General features: G+C 64.6%; 18 protein-coding genes. 7 read left to right on the plus strand and 11 right to left on the minus strand.

Translation table 11 applies throughout. The features are described from left to right. Positions 1 to 38: 38 nt before the first annotated feature. From RT655_RS02240 to RT655_RS02255, 4 genes are all read left to right on the plus strand, one after another. Positions 39 to 989 carry a ferritin-like domain-containing protein gene (locus RT655_RS02240; RefSeq protein ID WP_313534761.1) on the plus strand — a complete coding sequence of 317 codons (951 nt, stop codon included), beginning with the start codon at positions 39 to 41 and terminating at the stop codon, positions 987 to 989. 27 nt (positions 990 to 1,016) lie between these two features. Then, complete coding sequence (locus RT655_RS02245; protein WP_313534762.1) at positions 1,017 to 2,009, plus strand: ferritin-like domain-containing protein; 993 nt, start codon at positions 1,017 to 1,019, stop codon at positions 2,007 to 2,009. A 20-nt stretch (positions 2,010 to 2,029) separates the two neighbouring features. Next, positions 2,030 to 3,352, plus strand: coding sequence for an Nramp family divalent metal transporter (locus tag RT655_RS02250; protein WP_313534763.1), 1,323 nt, complete (start codon positions 2,030 to 2,032; stop codon positions 3,350 to 3,352). Positions 3,353 to 3,694: 342 nt separating this feature from the next. Beyond that, positions 3,695 to 4,120, plus strand: a complete 426-nt coding sequence (locus RT655_RS02255) for a hypothetical protein (protein WP_313534764.1) — start codon at positions 3,695 to 3,697, stop codon at positions 4,118 to 4,120. A 198-nt stretch (positions 4,121 to 4,318) separates the two neighbouring features. Here the strand turns inward: RT655_RS02255 and RT655_RS02260 are convergent, their stop codons facing one another. After that, entirely contained in the window at positions 4,319 to 5,479 is a 1,161-nt protein-coding gene (locus RT655_RS02260) for a serine hydrolase domain-containing protein (RefSeq protein WP_313534765.1), read from the minus strand. 1,155 nt (positions 5,480 to 6,634) lie between these two features. Here RT655_RS02260 and RT655_RS02265 point away from each other — a divergent pair. Continuing rightward, positions 6,635 to 8,359, plus strand: coding sequence for an EAL domain-containing protein (locus tag RT655_RS02265; protein WP_313534766.1), 1,725 nt, complete (start codon positions 6,635 to 6,637; stop codon positions 8,357 to 8,359). A gap of 263 nt (positions 8,360 to 8,622) precedes the next feature. On the opposite strand, the gene RT655_RS02270 is transcribed toward RT655_RS02265, so the two are convergent. Next, a complete protein-coding gene (locus RT655_RS02270; RefSeq protein WP_313534767.1) occupies positions 8,623 to 9,555 on the minus strand; it encodes a LysR family transcriptional regulator in 933 nt (310 codons plus the stop codon). 94 nt (positions 9,556 to 9,649) lie between these two features. On the opposite strand from RT655_RS02270, the gene RT655_RS02275 reads away from it, so the two are divergent. Both RT655_RS02275 and RT655_RS02280 read left to right on the plus strand, forming a co-directional pair. Then, complete coding sequence (locus RT655_RS02275; RefSeq protein WP_313534768.1) at positions 9,650 to 10,759, plus strand: aldo/keto reductase; 1,110 nt, start codon at positions 9,650 to 9,652, stop codon at positions 10,757 to 10,759. A gap of 148 nt (positions 10,760 to 10,907) precedes the next feature. After that, positions 10,908 to 11,444 (plus strand): hypothetical protein, encoded by a 537-nt coding sequence (locus RT655_RS02280; RefSeq protein ID WP_313534769.1) that lies wholly within the window; start codon positions 10,908 to 10,910, stop codon positions 11,442 to 11,444. Here RT655_RS02280 and RT655_RS02285 read toward each other — a convergent pair. From RT655_RS02285 to RT655_RS02325, 9 genes are all read right to left on the minus strand, one after another. Then, on the minus strand, positions 11,384 to 11,992 hold the full coding sequence (locus RT655_RS02285) for a DoxX family protein (RefSeq protein ID WP_313534770.1): 609 nt from the start codon (positions 11,990 to 11,992) through the stop codon (positions 11,384 to 11,386). The genes RT655_RS02280 and RT655_RS02285 overlap by 61 nt on opposite strands. Further along, complete coding sequence (locus RT655_RS02290) at positions 11,989 to 12,684, minus strand: putative DNA-binding domain-containing protein (protein WP_313534771.1); 696 nt, start codon at positions 12,682 to 12,684, stop codon at positions 11,989 to 11,991. The genes RT655_RS02285 and RT655_RS02290 overlap by 4 nt, the downstream gene beginning before the upstream one ends. Then, positions 12,671 to 13,510, minus strand: coding sequence for a DUF692 domain-containing protein (locus RT655_RS02295; protein ID WP_313534772.1), 840 nt, complete (start codon positions 13,508 to 13,510; stop codon positions 12,671 to 12,673). Before RT655_RS02295 ends, RT655_RS02290 begins: the two co-directional genes overlap by 14 nt. Further along, entirely contained in the window at positions 13,498 to 13,791 is a 294-nt protein-coding gene (locus tag RT655_RS02300) for a hypothetical protein (RefSeq protein ID WP_313534773.1), read from the minus strand. Before RT655_RS02300 ends, RT655_RS02295 begins: the two co-directional genes overlap by 13 nt. A gap of 19 nt (positions 13,792 to 13,810) precedes the next feature. Continuing rightward, positions 13,811 to 14,785 carry an MBL fold metallo-hydrolase gene (locus RT655_RS02305; protein WP_313534774.1) on the minus strand — a complete coding sequence of 325 codons (975 nt, stop codon included), beginning with the start codon at positions 14,783 to 14,785 and terminating at the stop codon, positions 13,811 to 13,813. Between the two features lie 43 nt (positions 14,786 to 14,828). Further along, a complete protein-coding gene (locus RT655_RS02310; protein ID WP_313534775.1) occupies positions 14,829 to 15,911 on the minus strand; it encodes a YeiH family protein in 1,083 nt (360 codons plus the stop codon). Between the two features lie 204 nt (positions 15,912 to 16,115). Continuing rightward, on the minus strand, positions 16,116 to 17,006 hold the full coding sequence (locus RT655_RS02315) for a LysR substrate-binding domain-containing protein (protein WP_313534776.1): 891 nt from the start codon (positions 17,004 to 17,006) through the stop codon (positions 16,116 to 16,118). Continuing rightward, positions 17,003 to 17,605: a cytochrome b/b6 domain-containing protein gene (locus tag RT655_RS02320; protein WP_313534777.1), complete on the minus strand. Its 603-nt coding sequence runs from the start codon at positions 17,603 to 17,605 to the stop codon at positions 17,003 to 17,005. Before RT655_RS02320 ends, RT655_RS02315 begins: the two co-directional genes overlap by 4 nt. Further along, positions 17,602 to 18,681, minus strand: a complete 1,080-nt coding sequence (locus tag RT655_RS02325; RefSeq protein ID WP_313534778.1) for a catalase family peroxidase — start codon at positions 18,679 to 18,681, stop codon at positions 17,602 to 17,604. Before RT655_RS02325 ends, RT655_RS02320 begins: the two co-directional genes overlap by 4 nt. Positions 18,682 to 18,712: the final 31 nt, after the last annotated feature.

An 18,712-nucleotide genomic window follows, 5' to 3' on the forward strand; every position in this document is an offset into this window, starting at 1 on the left:
GGGGTTCGAACGCTGCTACCATCAGGGAGGCATGCGCCATGAACCAGGAAGTCGAGCTACTCGAAGCCTTTGAGCAACAAGCCCAGCGGCGAAAGGAGCGCCGGGAATTCTTCAAGGCCTTCGCGCTCACCGCCGTTGCCGGTGGGGGGCTGGCGATGGCGACCAGCGTGCAGCGCGCCGCCGCCCAGACGGCGCTCACCGACGGCGATGTCCTCAATTTCGCGCTGAACCTCGAATATCTCGAGGCACAATTCTATTCCTATGCGGCTAATGGCGTCGGCCTTTCTGCCGACTTGCTGACAGGCCCGGGCAAGATCGGGACGGCCGTGGGTGCGCGCCAGGCGACCTTCAAGGATCCGGCGGTTGCCGCCTATGCCCAGGAGATCGCCGCGGATGAGCGCGCCCATGTCGCATTTCTACGCAGCGCCATCGGCGCCACTGCGGTGGGACAACCCCAGATCGACATCGGCGTCTCGCCCACCAGCGCCTTTTCCAACGCAGCCCGTGCCGCGGGACTGATCGGCGCAGGCGAATTCTTCGACCCCTATGCCAGCGACGAGAACTTCCTGCTTGGCGCATTCATCTTTGAGGATGTCGGAGTCACCGCCTATAAGGGCGCCTCGCCGCTGATCACCAACAAGGTGTTCCTCGAAGCCGCGGCGGGTATCCTCGCCGTCGAGGCATATCACGCAGCGCTCGTGCGCACGACGCTAGACGCCAAGGGAATTGCAGCCCCGAGCCTGGTGGATGCGACCGAGGCGATCTCCAACGCGCGCGACAGCCTCGACGGGTCGAGCGAAGATGATCAGGGCATCCGCGCGATCGGCACCGCCAGCAACATCGCCCCGCTCGATGCCAACGGCCTCGCCTATAGCCGGTCGACCGGGCAGGTCCTCAACATCGTCTACCTGAACAAGGCGGCCGTCACTGCCGGCGGATTTTTCCCCAACGGCGTCAACGGCACCATCGTCACCAGTGCAGCGAACTGAGCGCTCGGCTCCAGGGAGGATTCAGCCATGAACCATGATATTGTTCTTCAGGTCCTCGACGCGTGCGACGCTCGCCGCGCCGAACGCCGAGCTTTCATGAGAAATACGGGCTTTGCGGTTGCCGGTGCGACCCTGCTCGCTGCGTGCAGCAGCAACGACGATGGACCGGGATCGATGGTCACGCCGACGCCGACCCCCACACCTACGCCCAGCCCGTCGGGCGCGCTTTCCGATCAGGACGTGCTGAACTTCGCGCTCAATCTCGAATATCTCGAAGCGCAATTCTACTCATACGCCGCCAACGGCGTTTCGCTGCCCGCGAGCCTGTTGTCCGGTACCGGCCAGGCCGGCACCGCAAACGGCGCGCGGCAGGTCACTTTCAAGGACGCCGCCGTGGCGCGCTATGCGCGCGAGATTGCGGGGGACGAACAGGCGCACGTCGCGTTCCTGCGGAGCGCGCTGGGCAGCGTTGCGGTCGCCCAGCCCACGCTCGACCTGTCGACGGACGTGAACGGTGCCTTTTCGACCGCGGCACGCGCGGCGGGACTGGTCGGCGCCACCCAGGCCTTCGATCCATATGCGAGCGACGAGAATTTCTTGCTCGCCGCCTTCATCTTCGAAGATGTCGGGGTCAGCGCCTACAAGGGCGCATCGCCGCTGATCACCAATAAGACCTATCTCGAAGCTGCGGCCGGCATTCTTGCCGCGGAGGCGTATCACGCGGGGCTGATCCGCACGACGCTGTATCGCAAGGGGCTGACGACGCCGTCGCTCATCGATGCCACCGAGGCCATTTCCAGCGCCCGCGACAGTCTGGACGGATCAAGCGACCTCGACCAGGGCGTTCGTCCGATCGGCACCGCGACCAACATCGTGCCGACCGACTCCAACGGCGTGGCGTTCAGCCGCTCCGCGGGGCAGGTCCTCAACATCGCCTATCTCAACAAGGCGTCGGTCGATCGCGGCGGGTTCTTCCCGACCGGTGTCAACGGAACGATCAAGCTCAGCGCCGCCAGCTGATGCCGCCGTTCGAGGGGGAAATGGGCGCTTCCGGGAGCTCGACCGCGATCCACGCGGCGAGCCTTCCCGGCGCATTCCGCAGTGTCGCCGTGCCTGCAGCCGCGGGGTTCTGGCGCAAGCTGGGTGCCTTTGCGGGGCCCGGCTATCTCGTCGCCGTCGGCTATATGGACCCCGGCAACTGGGCGACCGGCCTCGCCGGCGGGTCCGCATTCGGCTATTCGCTGCTTTCGGTCATCCTGCTTTCGAATCTGATGGCGATGCTGCTCCAAAGCCTCTCGGCCAAGCTGGGCATCGTTACCGGCATGGATCTCGCCCAGACCTGCCGCGCCCGATACACGCCGATCCCGCGACTGTGCCTCTGGCTGCTCTGCGAACTGGCGATCATCGCCTGCGACCTGGCGGAGGTGATCGGCACGGCCGTTGCGCTGAAGCTGCTGTTCGGGTTGCCGCTGGTGGTCGGAATCCTGGTCACGTCGCTCGACGTGTTGCTGATCCTGATGCTGCAGCGGCGTGGGTTCCGGCAACTCGAGGCATTCATCGTCGCACTGCTCATCGTTATCGCGCTCTGCTTCGCGGTGGAGCTTGTCTGGGCACAGCCCAGCCTCGCGGCGATCGGGACAGGGCTGGTGCCTTCGCCGGAAATCGTGACCAATCCCACTATGCTGTACGTCGCGATCGGCATTCTCGGCGCGACGGTGATGCCGCACAATCTCTACCTCCATTCGTCGATCGTGCAGACCCGCGCGTTCGACCGCAGCGATCACGGCAAGCGCGAGGCCATCCGGCTGGCCACGATCGACAGCACGATGGCGCTCGGCCTCGCGCTGTTCGTCAATGCGGCGATTCTCATTCTCGCCGCAGCGGCGTTCCACGGATCGGGCAAGACCCAGGTGGCGGAGATCAGCGACGCCTATGCCTTGCTGGCCCCAGCGCTGGGGGTGGGCGTGGCGAGCACGCTTTTCGCGGTGGCGCTGCTCGCCTCCGGTCAAAACTCCACGATCACCGGTACGCTCGCGGGGCAGATCGTGATGGAGGGCTTCCTGGATCTGCGGCTGCCGCACTGGCTGCGGCGAATGATCACGCGCGGGCTTGCCATCGTGCCCGCGGCCATCGTCGCGGGTTGGTATGGGGATGGCGGGGTGGCCAAGCTGCTAGTGCTGAGCCAGGTGATACTGAGCTTGCAGCTTCCCTTTGCAGTCGTCCCGCTCGTGCGCTTCACGGGGGACCGGGCATTGATGGGGCGGTTCGCCAATGGGCGCGTGATGCGGATCACCGCGCTGCTGGTAACGGCCGTCGTGATCGTGCTGAACGGCGTCTTGATCGGTCAGATGATCGTCGGTTGACCGAGGGCGCAGAACAATGGGTCAATACGCTCCTACGGTGACCGCAAGGTGTTGCCGCCAGTTAGAGAAGGCACATTCTGCAGCAGATAGAAATGGGACAAACCGCCGTTGGCAGCGGGGGCTGCGTGGAGCCCTCCTCATAGCGCAGCGCTGCCCCCGCTGATGCCCCACACTCCCGGCTCCTGACCCCGGACCCGCTGCGCACGCAGCGGGCTCGGTCACACCGCCTCGAACGCCGATCCTCGTGCTATCGAGTAGGGTGTCAACAACGGTTTCGGCCGAGAAAGCGGAAAGGCAGCTACCGCCCATTTGCGGACATTCGCATGCCTGCTACGAAGCGGCATGGGCGGCGGCGATTGCACCGAAGAAGCTACGGCATTGTTCACGCGGTTCGCTCAACGGCACGGGCTGCATTTCGAGGTTGAGCATGACGCGCCATTCGAAATTCTATGGAACTTCCCTGCACAAAGTGGCGTGGCCTTGCCTTTCGCCCTTGGGTTGCAAAATGGTGACGAGCTAAACTTCGGCGTATCGGACTTTTGGTCTTACTTCTTCCCGTTCGAGAAGGCCGCTGACCAATTTGAGCATGCACTTAAAGCATGGATCGTCGGGGAAGCGAGGATTGCTGTAACCGGACCTTGGGGCCGGGTTCTACAAGTCTGGGACAACGGCCGCTGGCGATCCGTCTACGGCGCGAACCGCGTTTTGCCCGTTTGGCGAACGCCGAGGCGGACCATCGAAAATCGGCCGTTGCAGCGCCCGGCGTAAACGTCCGCTTCCCACCCAATTTCGTTCGTCGCCGGGAGGGTCCGAGCTAGAAGCGGACGTTTGCTTGAAGCGAGCACCGAACGGCGGCTTTCGGCACGATCACCCGCCTGAACGGCCAAGATTGGGTGGGAAGTGGACAGCCTGCCGAGCGTTCGCTATCCGAAGCAGATCGCGGCGGCCGTCAGCTCTATCCACTGCCTAATTGGCTGGCGCCAATGTTGGGAGTATCTCCTTGAGTGCGGCCATCCCAGCGGCATCGCCCCCCATTTTTTGTGACGCGTTATCGATTACAAGCACGCCGTTGCCACTTGCGGGAAAGAGGACCGCATAAGCGAACCAATAGCCGTCAGATCCACTGTGAACGAGCACGGGGCCTTTCCTACCAGCGATAGAAGCCTGAACACCCCAGTCGAGGCCGGTGGGGCCGTTAGGCTGTGCGGTCTGCATCACCCGATACGAGGCTGGAGAAAGGAGCTTGCCCTTGCCCTTCGCTCCTGCGAGTTGATCCACGCAAAACCTCGCCCAATCTCCCACCGACATGTGAAGGTTGCCGGCGGGGGCGAACATAGCCGAGTTGCTGGGCCCGACTGGCTTGTCCGCCTCATGACCTGTGGGCTGTCCGGCGGGAGTCGCGCCAAAGCCAGCGGTGGACATGCCAAGTGGCCGAAAAACCTCGCGGCGCATCAGGGTTTCGTACGTCTTGCCAGTAGCACGCTCGGCAATGGCTGCAGCAATGAGGAAACCGCTATTGCTGTATCCAAAATCACTCCCAGGTACATATGCCGGAGGCTCCCGCAGAGCGCGAGCAACGTAGGCGAGGCGCTGCACGTTGAGCGGTCGCCTGTCCCTCAGGAAGCTCTCGATAAATGGCATGTCGCCGACGTTTTCGGGTAGCCCGGCATGATGCGAAAGCAATTGGACCAGCGTCACGGACCGGTACTCCGGCCGCATCTGATCGGCGAGTTCTGGCAACATCGCAGATAGGGGCATGCTCCACGTCAGGACTCCGCGATCGACGAGGCGAGCGATCATCGCAGCCGTTTGTGGTTTACCGGTCGACCCGATGATCCAGCGATCGCCGATCTGTGTATCACCGGCTCGATCGGTTCGACGCACGCCGGTCACGGCTGAGGCTACGACCTTGCCGTCGCGAATGAGGGCAGCGCCCATCGACGGGGATCGCGTTCCCTGCTTCGCGGCTGCCAGGATAGTTGTGAGTTGCGCGTCCGACTGCGCCGACGCGTCGGTGCCAATCAGCAGGAAGGGCAATGTCGTGGCAAGGAATGTGCGGCGTAGCGTCGCCGAGACGCGTGATATCGTTCGCAGGTTCAACGGTACCAAGGTGAACGGTTGGCGCATCGAATCCCTCAATCTGCTGCAGGTCTGTGGTGAACCTGCGCTATCACCATGTTCGCTCACTGTCTGCTTTTGGGGCGGGAGCAGACTGGCAGCTTTTCCATCATCAGCGGACAGTCTGCTTTTCCTCGATGGCGGTGCCCGGCTGACGCTTGATGCGGGGCAGGGGCGGTCTTCCCCGTCGCTTTGGGGGCTCGGTCCCCAATCGGCCCTCGTCCAGCGCCACGCGCGGGTGTAGCGAAAACGCAATCTGCTCTTCCGTGCACCGCGCTTTCTTGATGTCCCAGCTCCTTGCCAAAAGGCTTCAAAAGGCCGGAGAACTCTCGATCAAAACGGGCCAAAAAATAGGGGGGACGTCAACGGGGCGCAGCCCCGTGTAATAACGGAATGTAGTTCGCGCTATGCGGAGGGCGGCACACCGTCCAGAACTGCCAAGTGAATTTGTTCTCCGCTGGCGTCAGACACGGTGCTGCAATTTCGCTAGGCATCGCGCTGTCTCTGCGAGGGCATGCTCGGCGCTGAGGGTGTCGCGCGTATCCGTCAGCAGTCCCGAGATCACCTTGTACGTTGCGCTTACACCGGTGAGCGCAAGGTGTTGCCGCCAGTTAGAAAAGGCACATTCCGCCGCAAGATAGAAATGGCACAACGCCGCCGGCAGCGGGGGCTGCGTGGAGCCCTCCTCATAGCGCAGCGCTGCCCCCGCTGATGCCCCGCACCCCCGGCTTCCGTCCCCGGGCCCGCTGCGCACGCAGCGGGCCCGGTCACATCGCCTCAACCGCCGGTGCTCGTGCTATCGGGTAGGGCGTCGACAGCAGCTTCGGCAGAGAAAGCGGACCGGCAGCTCGCGACCAACTTAAGCCGTTCCCTGGCGAGCGTCTAAATGGCAACTCCTGCCGAAAGCCGCCGCGGCAATGCCATGCAGCAGTCCGGCAGCAGTCCGCCCATCTCCAGTTCAGGACCTACGATGATCTCCGCGGGAGCGGTCATTCACCCATCCCGCGTGGCCCCGCCGGTTGATTGGCTCCCGTCAGTTCGGAAAGCCGGTCGCGTGTCGCCTCCTCGAGATCAACGCCATGGTCTCACCTACGTATAAACGCCTATGGGTATACGGACTTTCGCTGAAACACATCGAAAGAGATTTGCACCTATAGATCTGAGATGTGCGCAGAGGAATTAATACCGGCAGGCGGCCAACGCGACACAGACATTCAGATGTCTCGCTATGAACGAATGCTCGCTAGCTCGGACACAGCTGCCGTCTGTGCCGGCTCAGACAACCTTATCATTTCCTGGAATTCGGGAGCTGAAAAGCTTTTCGGGTTCGCCGAATCTCAGGTACTGGGCAGACCTCTCTCCTTGATCATCCCTCCAAAACACCGCGCGGCTCATGATGCCGGCCTGGCAAGAGCGGCACGCTCTGGGGAAGCACGGCTTGCTGGCCACTGGGTCGAGATCATCGCCCAGCACGCGGATGGTCGGGAGTTCCCCGTCGATCTCGCGCTCTCCATGTGGTTCGAGTCCGGGCAACCGATGTTCGGAGCCTTGCTTCGCGACGTAACCGATCGATACGATGCAAAGCGTCGATTGGAGCACCTGGCCCATTGCGACACTCTCACGGCATTGCCGAACCGTAACGCCCTGTATGCTAAGCTGGCGTCAACGAACCGACAATCCCCATGCGCGCTCGTCCTACTCGATCTAGACGGCTTTAAACATGTGAACGATACCCTTGGCCATAGTGTGGGCGACCTGCTGCTTGCCCAGGTTGCGTTGCGTTTGAGTAGGTTGACGCCGGCGGAAGGGTACTTGGCCCGCTTGGGCGGAGACGAGTTCGCAGTGCTACTGCCGGAGTGCGAAGATCCACTCGTTGTAGATGCCGTGGCCTCGGGGTTCATTCGGGATCTTCAGGCGCCATTTGAATTAGCCGATCAATCCGTCTTCGTCGGCGCGAGCATTGGCATCGCAATGAGCTCAGACAAACCATTCGCCGTCGACCAACTCATATCGCGCGCGGACATGGCGCTCTACAGCGCAAAAGGCGAGGGCGGTAACAGACGGACGTTCTTCACCAAAAACATGCAAACCGACGCCGAACGCCGTCATCGTCTCAGCGTTGAGTTGCGCCACGCATTGGCGAACCGTGAGTTCCAGCTGCTCTATCAGCCGCAAGTGTCTCTGCTCACGAAGGAAGTCACCGGAGCGGAAGCCCTGCTTAGGTGGCGACATCCGACGCACGGCCTCCTCCTCCCTAGCGAGTTCATCGGCTTGCTCGAAGAGAGCATCGCAGCCGAGGAAGTCGGAGACTGGGTCATTCGGGAGGCTTGTGGGGCTGCGGCGGAGTGGAAACGTCTAGCAGGGCGCGACGTTCAGGTCGGCGTGAATCTTTTCTCAGCTCAACTCCGATCGGGACGCCTATTTGACGTTGTTTCCTCGGCCATCAAAGACCAGCTGCTATCGTCAAAACAGCTAGAGCTAGAAATAACGGAAACCACAGTGCTGAGCTATAATAGCCAATCGACAAAAGCGCTGCGGCAATTGAAGAAGCTTGGTGTGGGGATTGCCTTTGACGATTTCGGCACTGGCTTCGCCTCACTTAGTCTTTTACAGAAGTATCCTCTGACACGCCTGAAGATTGACCGGAGCTTCGTAGCCCGTATCCACCGAAAGACTGGTGATGCCGCGATCGTGGGAGCCATCATTCAGATGGCGAAGGCGTTTGGCTTGTCCGTCATTGCAGAAGGCGTGGAAAACGCCTCTCAGGAGGTGGCGCTCACCCATTTAGAATGTGATTCCGCCCAGGGCTTCAAATATGGGCACCCCATGTCGAAAGCCGCGATGCTCGATCTCCTCATGAAGCCCGGTCAACGCCCCCCTAGAAATTGAGCCGAAAAGGCCGTTGAAAGGAGAGACCCAGATCGGCCTAAGCGCGCATGGCGCTAGACAGTTGCACATCAACGTTCCGCGGGCGGCTAGCTACCACGGTGAGTGGGCGGCCAGCAGCACGTTGAACGGCGGTTCCCGCCGAAACCTGCCACTATCGCGAGGTCGGAAGCTCTTGGGTAGCGGAGTCTTCATTTTCCGTTCCAGGTGCTCGGCAGATAGACCCCGAGGCGCGGATCACGTCCAACGTACGATGTACCGACGCGTTACGCGAGTGACACAGTCGGAGCGGCAAATTCTGGATCTCGGGATTCCCGCCAGCGGAGGCAGTCAATCAAGGCGCGGAGAGCCGGGCTGACACGACGATCGGGATAGTAAAGCTGGCAACCTGGATAGGGCATGCAAAATGCCGCCAGCACCTGCACCAGCCGGCCTTCCGCAATCTCGTCGGCTACGTCATGTTCCATCATGTAGCCGAGACCCGCGCCAGCGCGTGTTGCAGCCGCGGCCAACACCTCGTCGTTGACGATCAGTTGGCCTGGCACCCGCGTCTTGATCTCGCGGCCATGCACGTTGAACTCCCACGGCAGCAGCCCGCCCCCGCCCAGCAGGCGGTAATTGATGCAGACATGATCCGCGAGATCGTCTGGCGTTTGCGGGGGATCGCGGTGTGCGAAATATTCCGGCGTTCCCACCACCACGGTTCGCAGCGGCGGCCCGACGGGCACGGCGATCATGTCGCGCTGAACGGTCTCGCTAAGCCGGATGCCAGCGTCGAAGCCGCCGGCGACAAGGTCGATCAGGCGATCTTCCACGATGACCTCCACCGATACGTCGGGATGGTCGAGCAGGAAGCGCGGCAGGCGGGGCGCCAGGATGGTGCGCGCGGCATAGCCGAAGGTGGTAAGCCGTATCGTGCCCGACGGCGCATCGCGCCAGTCGGCAAGCGCGGCCAGTCCGCTTGTGACCTGCGCCAACGCCGGATCGATCGAGCACAGAAGCAGTTCGCCAGCGGCAGTCGCAGCCACGGAGCGCGTCGTTCTGGCCAGCAGGCGCACGCCGAGCCGGGTTTCCAGCGCCTTCATCGCGTGGCTGAGTGCCGATGGAGAAAGGCCTAGTTCTGCCGCCGCGCGCGTGAAGCTGCGCACGCGCGCAACCGTCGCGAACGCCGCCAGATCGTCGAGGTCGCCGCGTCGCATTGCTGCATGATGCTCACAAGTCCTTGCGGTCCGCAATGGCTAATCGGCGCGCCGCTTCGCGCTTATCTCCTTACCGAACAAGGAGAAGCAGGCCATGGATCTTACCCAATATCGCACGCTTGGCCGATCTGGCCTGGTGGTGAGCCCCCTGGCGCTGGGCACGATGACCTTCGGCGCAGGCCGCTGGGGCGCGGACGCGGCGACCTCTCGCCGCATCTTCGACGCGTATCTCGACACGGGAGGCAATTTCCTCGACACGGCCGACGTCTATTCGGGCGGTGAGAGCGAGGCGATGTTGGGTCGCTTCCTGCGCGACAGCGGCCGGCGCGACCGGATGGTGGTCGCGACCAAGTCGGGTTTTCCGCGGGAGGAGGGCAACCCGCTGGCCGGAGGCAATTCGGCGCGCAACATCCGCGACGGGCTGGAAGGGTCGCTCCGGCGGCTGGGAACCGACCATATCGACCTGTACTGGACCCATGTCTGGGATCGCACGACCCCGCCCGAGGAAGTCCTCCGCGCCCTGACCGACGCGGTCCGGCGGGGGGATATCCTCTACTACGGCTTCTCCAACGCCCCGGCATGGTACACGGCGCAGATCGCGACGCTGGCACGCGCCCATGGCCTGCCGGAGCCGATCGGCCTTCAATATAGCTATTCGCTTATCGATCGGGGCGTGGAGCTCGACGTTCTGCCGGCCGGTCAGGCGCTCGGCATGGGGCTGGTGGCCTGGAGTCCACTCGGCTTCGGCATGCTGACCGGCAAGTATGGCCGCGAAAAGCTCGCCGACTTCGGTCCTGCCGGCAGCGTGCCGAACAAAAGCGGCGATACGGCCGCCAACGGCAGCGACGGCCGCCTGAACGGCGACAACCCGTATGGAGGCATGCTGTTCACGGAAGGAAACTTCCAAATCGTCGATGCGCTGCGCGCCGTCGCCGGCGCGCTCGGCAGGCCGATGGCGCAAGTCGCGTTGGCTTGGGTCACGTCGCGGCCAGGCGTGTCCTCCGTGCTGATGGGGGCAAGCCGGCCCGAGCAGGTGATGGAAAACGCGGCCTCGCTCGACATCGTGCTCTCGCGGGATCAGCTGGCTCAGTTGGATACGGCGGGGCAACTCCCGACACTCAATCCCTACTTCATTTTCCGAATGCCGCGACAGCAGATCTTTGGCGGCAGCCATGTTCGAGCATGGGCGGACGCCGGCTTTTAAGGCGCGAGCAAGCCGCATGACCATCCGTATCTGGATCTGACGCTCTCGAAAACTGCCGGCAGCTCACGGCCGCAGCCTCGGTCGCCCCTTGATCATGACGCCTGCGGTGACGAACGTCAGGTTCAGCCGAAAGCCGTCCCTGTAGGTATTGCTCACGAACGGCGGCTTCGTCCCACAAGGAGTCTCTATTTTGCTGTTGGCAGCAGTTGAACGCTTGGCGTTCGTCGAGCCGCTGCGCAAGCTCTACTACAAGCTCATGATCACGCTGATGTCGATTGCGGTCCCATTGTTCATCGGCGGCGTGGAGATCACCGCCTTAGCGGTTCGTCGCCTGGGCGTCGAAGGGCCGGTGGCGCACGCGACGCTGGCGCTCAACGAGAGTTTCAACAGCCTCGGCTTCGCCATCATCGGCGTTCGCCGCCGCCTGGGCGGTCTCCTTCCTGATCTTTCTTGCAACGGGCATCGGCGTGCAGCAGCAGGCGGCTTGATCAAAACGATGTTCCGCTTCCTGCAGGAGTGGCATCGTTCCGCGGGAACCCAGGGCGGCGTGACACCGGCGACGAGGCACCAGCGTCTGCGGGTCTCGGCGAGGCTGCAAACGCTGGCGCTCAGTGCCGCTACGTGTCAGGCGCGCGCCGCGACCAGTTTCGCTTGCGGGTGCGCCCGCAACCGTCCGAGCCAATAGTCCAGGCTCACATAGCGGCCGCCGCCGTAGAAGAAGAGGACGGCGAGCAGGATCACATAGGTGACCGTGAACTCGATGCCGTTGTTCAGTACCACTGGGTCGCCATATTGCGTGATGTAGTTGAAGCGGCCGGGGAAGTTCTGCGCCAGCCATTCCATGAACGCCTGGAGCCGCAGCGTGGATTCGGCGGTCTTCCCGGCGATTGCGGCCCAGCCGTGAGACCAGTGCACGGAAAGGCCCGCGACCGTCATCGTCACCATCAGCGGAACCGAGATCAGGCGGGTGAACAGCCCCAGTGCCAGGCAGATGCAGCCGGCGGTTTCGGTCGCAGTGGCGAGGGTGGCCATCAGCAGCGGCGCGGGCATGTTCAGCCCGCCCTGCGCCACGGGTGCGCCGAACCATTGTACCAGCCCTTCGAAGCCGGTCAGCTTCGCATGCGCGCCCTCGTAGAAGATCGGGAGCAGATAGAGCCGGATGGCGAGCGGCGCGACGAAGTCCACCGCGCGGGCCTTCTCCAGCGCGGTGTCGACAAAGGCGAACAATTTCATGCGGGGTCTCCGATGGTCTTGTGGGGTGGACAGAACAGGCCGCAGGCGAAACCACGCGCCAGGCTGGTCTGGAGTTCGAATAGCGAGAGATACGGGTCCAGCGCGTCGAAGAGCGACACCGAGGGCACGGCCTCGACTTCGCGGACATGTTCGATCACCAGGCAGTCGGGCAGCGTCAGCGCGAGGGTGAGCACCTGATGATCGGCGGTGCGAAAAATGGCATGCGGCCGATCGACCCCGCCACCGGCGGCAGTCGGTCGCGCAGGATCGAACCGCAACAAGACGAGGCGCGTCGTCGGGTTGAGGGCGATGTCGTCCATGGTCGTGAACGGAAGCGGCACCGCTGCGGGGTCAATCTCGGCGGCGAGCAGCGCCCATTCATATTCGAGCAGCGCAGTCCGTTCCCGCGTCGCCGGGCCGTGGCGCTGGAAGAAGAGCAGGAACTCGGTAGCGATGTGGTGGAATTGTGGGCGCGTCCCCTGATGTCGCAGGAGAAAGGCGTCTATCTCCGCTTCCAGTGCTGCGCTGCCAATACGGTCGGTGAACAACGGAAAGCTCGCCCGCAGTGCATCGGCGACGTTTTCGCGCAGCAGCTGGCCGTAGAGGCCAGACCCGTTCGCGCGGGCGGCCCTGCAGAAGCTGTTGAACTCGGCGACCATGGCTCGCGGCGCGACGGGATCAGGCAAGGACATGGCGGTCCTCGTCGATGGCAGTCGCGATCCGGCCGAGATCTTGAAGCAGCGCGCCCAGTTCGGGCACAAAGTTGTCGCGTTCGAGCAACAGCGGGCGGGGGCCGTGCAGCGCCCAGGTCTCGCGTGCGAGCTCGACCACCGCTTCGGCGACCGGGGTGCCATGGGTGTCGAGCAGCATGCCGTCAGCCAACTCAAGGTGCCCGGCGATGTGATAATAGACGATCGCATCGGGAGGCAGCGCGCGGAGGAAGGCGCCGGCATCGGTGCCGTGGTTGCACGCATTCACATAGGCGTTGTTGATGTCGAGCAGGATGCCGCACCCGGAGCGGGCGACCAACTCGGCGAAGAACGCGCCTTCGGCCATCTCGCCGGGGTAGCGGTGATAGGCGGAGATGTTCTCCAGGACGAGCTGGCGCCCGGTAATGTCCTGCACCCGGGCGATGCGGTCTGCCAGATAGGGCAGGTTCTCTGCGCGGCGCGGCACCGGGAGCAGATCGTAGAGATACCCGGTGCCGTCGCGCGCGGCGCTCAGATGATCGCTGTAGATGGCGACGCCATAATCGTCGAGGAACCGGGCGACATCGCGCACGAACGCGGTGTTGAGCGGCTCGGTATCGGCGATCGACAGGCTCAGGCCGTGCGCGATCAGCGGGTAGCGCTCGGCAATGCGATCGAGCTGGTCGCGCTTGCGGCCGCCGAGCTGCATCCAGTTCTCGGGGGCGATCTCGAAGAAATCCAGGCCTTGGATGGCCGGAGTTTCGACGAGGGTGTCGACGAACTCGGGCCGAAGCCCGAGTCCGCGCGACGCGGCGGTCAGCGGCCGCATACGCCCTCCGCCAGCCGGCCACGGCTGTTTTCGGCGACCTTGTAGCCCTTGCCGGTGAGGCCGCACGTGCCGTCGCGGGCACGGACGAGCACGCCGTTCGGGTCATGCTGGAGCTTGGTCTGGCTGTAGATCTTCTCGGTGCCGCATTTGCCGCTGGCGCACTTGCCGCCGCCCTTGGCCGGCTGCGAGGCCGTTGCCGGGGCAGGGGGCTGCGGTGCGGCATAGGCCTGGGCGGCGAATAGCGACGTCGCGGCGATGCCCAGGATCAGTTCATGCTTCATGGCAGATACTCCTTTGTCTTCAGTGGGAAAGCGGGAAGCAGGAGAGATCGCGGCCGGCATAGACAGGGCCGTGATAGTAACGCTGGATGGTCGCGACGTTCTTGTCCTTGTCCTTCAGGGAGCGGCCCATGAAGTGATCGAGGACAAGCAGCTTCGGGTTGATCTCGGCCGCGATCTTGCCGACCACAGTCGGCGTCGCATGCAGGAAGCGAGACTGCGCATCGGCATCGTCGTCGATCGCGGCAGGCATCATCAGCAGGTCGGCGCCCTTGGCGAAGTCGACGAATTCCTTGCGGCTGCCATTCTGGTCGGCCGAGAGCACCATCACGCCCTTGGGCGTCTCGATGCGATAGGCGAGCGCGGGCACATCCCCGTGCGGGATTCCGAAGGCGGAGATGGTGACGCCGTCACCCTGCCAGACCTTGGTAGCGGTAGGGCTGGCGACGTTGACGTCCGACGGCCGCACCGACAGCTGCAAGCCCTCCGTACCGTTCGCCAGCCCGCTGAGGTATTCGAAGGCGCCATGGCCGCGGCCGAACTCGCGATCGAAAAAGGCGGTCATGCTCGGGAAGTTGGCGTTTCCGCTCGGTCCTACCAGCGCCACGTCGTGGCGACCGCTCAGGAAATAGGCGCCCTTCAGGATCGCCGGCAGGTCCGCCACGTGATCAGTGTGGAAATGCGAGATGCCGATAAAGTCGAGGTCTTCGAGCCGGGCGCCCGCTTCGCCATAGCGTAGATAGGTGCCTCCGCCGGCGTCGATCAGCAGGCGGGCCTTCCCGTCGATCCATACCACTGCGCCTGAGGAGGCACGGGCATCGTCGGTGATGGGGCCGCCGGAGCCGAGCAGCTGGAGGGTGATGCCAGTCTTGCAGCTGACGGAATCGTCGGCTGCGGCGGCGGGTGACGCGGCGTTACCGGCGGGCGCGGAGGAACCGGAACATCCGGCTAGTGCCAGCGCGGCGATAAGGGCGGAGTGGGGGAGGGACGGCTTCATGATGGTCTCCGTTGCGAAAAAGGAAGGGCTGGGGGGGGCGGATTCAGGCCAGCCCCAGCAAGTGGATGAGGCCGAGGCTGATCGCCCCGAGTACCAGGAGCGAGAGGACCACCGCGGCGGTCACGCGGCCGCCGGAATGGGCCACTGTGCGGACGTCGACCCCCAGGCCCAGCGCGGCCATCGAGACGACGGTGAGCAGCGTGGCGGCTTCGTTCGCCGGGGCGAGCGCGGCATGCGGGATCAGGCCGAAGGAGCGCAGGCCCACCATGCCGAGGAAGCCGAGGATGAACCATGGCACCAGGTGATGCAGCGGCAGCCGGTCTCGGATTGGGCGCTGGCCGGTCGTGACATGCGGGGGAAGTTCGTCGGCTTCTTCGCGCAGCTTCGGTGCGATCAGCGACAGGATCAGGCAGACCGGGCCGAGCATCAGCACGCGCACCAGCTTGACCAGCGTGCCCATCTGGATGGCGGCGGCGCCGCCCGGTGCGGCTGCGGCGATCACCTGCGGCACGGCATAGACAGTAAGGCCGGCAAGCGCGCCGAACTGGTGGCCGCTCAGGTGGAGGCCGAAGGCGATGAGCGGCAGCGTCAGGACGACGATGACCCCAAGCACGGCGGTAAAGCCGATCGACGCGGCGACGTCGTCGCCGTCCGCGCCGATCACCGGCGCCACCGCCGCGATCGCCGAGTTGCCGCAGATCGAATTGCCGCAGGCGACCAGCAGCGCCATGCGCGTCGGTAGCCCTAGCATCCGGCCGATCAGGTAGCTGCTGGCGATCGCCACGCAGACCACGCCGGCGATGCCGAACAACAGACCCGGCCCGGCGGCAAGGATCGTCGCGGCGCTTACCGAGGCGCCGAGGAGCACGACCGCGAGCTCGAGCAGGAACTTGGCGCTGAACGTGATGCCGGGGAACCAGCGCCGGTCCGGCGTCCAGGCGGTACGCACGGCGGTGCCGATCAGGATGGCGAGGACCAGTGCTTCCAGCCAGGCCCGCCCGAACACCGCCTCTTCGATCCGCTGCAGGAGGAAGGCGCCGCCGGTAACGGCAAGGCACAGTGCGAGGCCGGGCAGCAAGGGGCTGCCGGGCAGCGATGGGTGGCGGGACAGGCTCTGCGTACTCACATTGTGTCTCCTTGGTGAGACACAGATGCGATCGCCCGACCGATCAATCCAACGATCAGTTCATATGATTTTGATCACCTGAGATTATCAATTACCGCAAGATCGGAGAGGGTGTTGGCTCGATTGAACGCATACTCGCCGTATCCGGGAATTTCTCGATCATTCTGCCGCCACGCATCAGATCGAACCCATCGCCGTAGCGGATCAGATCACCCAGTCTGCCTGGGCGTCGAAGTCCTTGATGACGTCGAGCAGCGCGTCGGCCGCCTTGCTGCGATAGCGCTCCTTCTGCCGCAGACCATGGAAAGGACGCGGGGGAAGCGCCAGGGGTAGGGCGAACAATGCGCGGGCTTCCAGGAGCGGGGTGACGACCAGCTGCGACAGCAGCGCCGCGCCGACGCCCGCGCGCACCGCGGCCAGGACGGATTCGTTGGAGGGCAAGGTCAACACGACGTTGAGCTCGCGCGGGACCAGGCCGCGATCGCGGATCGCCGCTTCGAAGGTGGAGCGCGTGCCGGAGCCGGGTTCGCGCATCACCCAGGGCGCTTCCGCCAGCCAGGCATTGGTGATCGCCTCGGCAGGCGTGCTGCTCACCAGCAGCATGCGGTCTTCGCCGATCTTCCAGTGGGCAAGCGCCGGATCGTCGACCATGCCCTCGACGAAACCGAGTTCGGCATCGCCGTCGCGGACGCTGCCGGCGGCGCCTTCGGTGTTGGCGATCGCCACCGACAGTTCGATATCGGGATAGCGGCGGTGGAACGCCGCCAGCCGCTCGGGCAGCCAGTAGGCCGCGATGGTCTGGCTGGCGACCAGCCGCAGATGGCCCCGCTTCAGCCCCGCGACTTCGCCGAGCGCCACCTCCGCCTCGGCCGCACGGACGAGAACGGCGCGGGCCTCGCCGAGAAAGAAGTGGCCTGCATCGGTCAGCTCGATGCCGCGACCAACGCGGTGGAACAGCTTGACGTCGTGGCGTGCCTCCAGCGTGGCGATGGCGGCGGAGGCGGCGGACTGGGTGACGCCGACCGCCTCGGCCGCGCGCGTCATGTGCTCGCGTTCGGCAACGGCAACGAAGATGCGAAGCTGTTCGAGGGTCATGCCGGGAGCGTAGCGGTTTGCTCGCTTTTGTCATCGTCTGCGGGCGGCGCGGCCGGCGACGGGGCGTGCCCCGTCGTCATGCTCCGCAACACGCCGTCGCGTCGAACCAGCCCATGCATCAGGGCCGCGGCCAGGTGCAGCAGCATCAGCGCGAAGAAGGCGAGCGCGATCGCGGTGTGGGCCGCACGTAACAGCGCATAGAGCGTCAGGTCGTGCGGCAGGATCGGCGGCAGCACGATTCCGCCGCCCAGCCGCACGGGATAGCCGCCGGCCGACAACATGCCCCAGCCGATCAGCGGCAAGGCGAACAACGCGGCATAGAGCAGCACATGCGATCCCCAGGCGATGCGCTTCTGCAGCGGCGCAAGATCTTCGGGCAATGCCGGCGCCCCCGTCGCGAGGCGGAGGGGCAGGCGCAGCAGCACCAGGATTAGGATCGCGATGCCGATCGGCCGGTGCAGATCCAGCAGCATCACATAGGCCGGTCCGCTGGTCGAGACCATGAAGACGCCGATGAACAGCATCGTCAGTACCAGTGCCGCCATCAGCCAGTGCAGCACCCGCAGTACGGGGTGGAAATCGGGGGAAGAGCGGGTCATTGCTGCGCTCCCTTGGTCAGGTTTCCGCCGATCGCGCTCGGGTGCGGCCCTTCGCCGGCGCGGCGGGTGAAGGAGGAGGAATAGCCCTTGGAGCGTGCGGCGAGCAGCGGATCGTCGGACAAGCTTATGCCCTCCGGCAGGATGGTGGGATCGAAATTGAGGTCGCGGCAGCTGCCCGTCTCCTCGGGCTGGGTCGCGCGGATCGTCAGCGTGCCGGCATCGATCGTGCGGTGCGGGCCCTGCCATGCGACCGTCGCCTTGTCGGTCACGTCGCCGGGATTGGCCTCGACCAGCAGGAGGTGCCAGCGCGAGGGGCCCTTGCCGGTGCGTGCGATCATTTCGCGGAACAGCGCGTCGCGGGGCAGTTGGTCGAGATGCTGCTTGTCCAGCCCGGCGAGCGGCGCCTCCGGCACGAACTGCCAGCGCACGAAACGCGTGGTGCCGCCTGCATCGGTGAAGCGGAAGGCATTGATGCTGTAATAGGTCGCGTTGGCGAAGCTGTTCGGCAGCACTGCCTTGGCCATATAGGCCTGGAATGCCTTCACCTCCGGGTGCGCCGCCAGGAACGGCTTCATCGCCGCGGGATCCGGCTTGCCGGTCTTTGGATCGGGCGTGGTCGCGCGCTGGAGGGCGATGAAGGCGGCGACGTCGGAAACGGGGAAAATCGGGGTATGGTCCAGTGCCATCCGCCACTCCTGTCCGTCGGGGGTCTTCAGCAGCAGCGCCATCGAGTGGAACACGTTGCGCCCATCGCCCGCCAGCGGATTGCCGCCCGCCAGCGAGAAGCGGCCAAGCACCGGAAGGGTGCCGGCCCGCAGCGCCGTCGCGGTGGTGAGCGCGCGGCCGGCGCCGTTCGCCGTGAAGTCCCCGGTGAAGCAGAGCCCCTTGGCATGGGCGCGGCGATAGCCGGGCTTCGGGCCTCCGCTATTCGCCTCGAGCGCGGCCGTGACGTCGCCGCCACTGATGCGGCGGCCGCCAAGCCAGCCGGCGGCCCAGGCGAAGCTGGCGACCAGCGCCAGCAGGATGGCGCCGATCAGCGCGAAGGCGCCGAACGCGCGCCGGTTGAGCATGGGCATGACGATTCCGATCCAGGCTGATGTCGTGGGG

This window comes from Sphingomonas sp. (assembly GCF_032114135.1).
Lineage (GTDB): Bacteria > Pseudomonadota > Alphaproteobacteria > Sphingomonadales > Sphingomonadaceae > Sphingomonas.

Bases quoted from the DNA above. Each gene is read 5' to 3' on its own strand.
- RT655_RS02240 (WP_313534761.1), top strand. From the start codon at position 39: ATGAACCAGGAAGTCGAGCTACTCGAAGCCTTTGAGCAACAAGCCCAG.
- RT655_RS02245 (WP_313534762.1), top strand. From the start codon at position 1,017: ATGAACCATGATATTGTTCTTCAGGTCCTCGACGCGTGCGACGCTCGC.
- RT655_RS02250 (WP_313534763.1), top strand. From the start codon at position 2,030: ATGGGCGCTTCCGGGAGCTCGACCGCGATCCACGCGGCGAGCCTTCCC.
- RT655_RS02255 (WP_313534764.1), top strand. From the start codon at position 3,695: ATGGGCGGCGGCGATTGCACCGAAGAAGCTACGGCATTGTTCACGCGG.
- RT655_RS02260 (WP_313534765.1), bottom strand. From the start codon at position 5,479: ATGCGCCAACCGTTCACCTTGGTACCGTTGAACCTGCGAACGATATCA.
- RT655_RS02265 (WP_313534766.1), top strand. From the start codon at position 6,635: ATGTGCGCAGAGGAATTAATACCGGCAGGCGGCCAACGCGACACAGAC.
- RT655_RS02270 (WP_313534767.1), bottom strand. From the start codon at position 9,555: ATGCGACGCGGCGACCTCGACGATCTGGCGGCGTTCGCGACGGTTGCG.
- RT655_RS02275 (WP_313534768.1), top strand. From the start codon at position 9,650: ATGGATCTTACCCAATATCGCACGCTTGGCCGATCTGGCCTGGTGGTG.
- RT655_RS02285 (WP_313534770.1), bottom strand. From the start codon at position 11,992: ATGAAATTGTTCGCCTTTGTCGACACCGCGCTGGAGAAGGCCCGCGCG.
- RT655_RS02290 (WP_313534771.1), bottom strand. From the start codon at position 12,684: ATGTCCTTGCCTGATCCCGTCGCGCCGCGAGCCATGGTCGCCGAGTTC.
- RT655_RS02295 (WP_313534772.1), bottom strand. From the start codon at position 13,510: ATGCGGCCGCTGACCGCCGCGTCGCGCGGACTCGGGCTTCGGCCCGAG.
- RT655_RS02300 (WP_313534773.1), bottom strand. From the start codon at position 13,791: ATGAAGCATGAACTGATCCTGGGCATCGCCGCGACGTCGCTATTCGCC.
- RT655_RS02305 (WP_313534774.1), bottom strand. From the start codon at position 14,785: ATGAAGCCGTCCCTCCCCCACTCCGCCCTTATCGCCGCGCTGGCACTA.
- RT655_RS02315 (WP_313534776.1), bottom strand. From the start codon at position 17,006: ATGACCCTCGAACAGCTTCGCATCTTCGTTGCCGTTGCCGAACGCGAG.
- RT655_RS02320 (WP_313534777.1), bottom strand. From the start codon at position 17,605: ATGACCCGCTCTTCCCCCGATTTCCACCCCGTACTGCGGGTGCTGCAC.
- RT655_RS02325 (WP_313534778.1), bottom strand. From the start codon at position 18,681: ATGCCCATGCTCAACCGGCGCGCGTTCGGCGCCTTCGCGCTGATCGGC.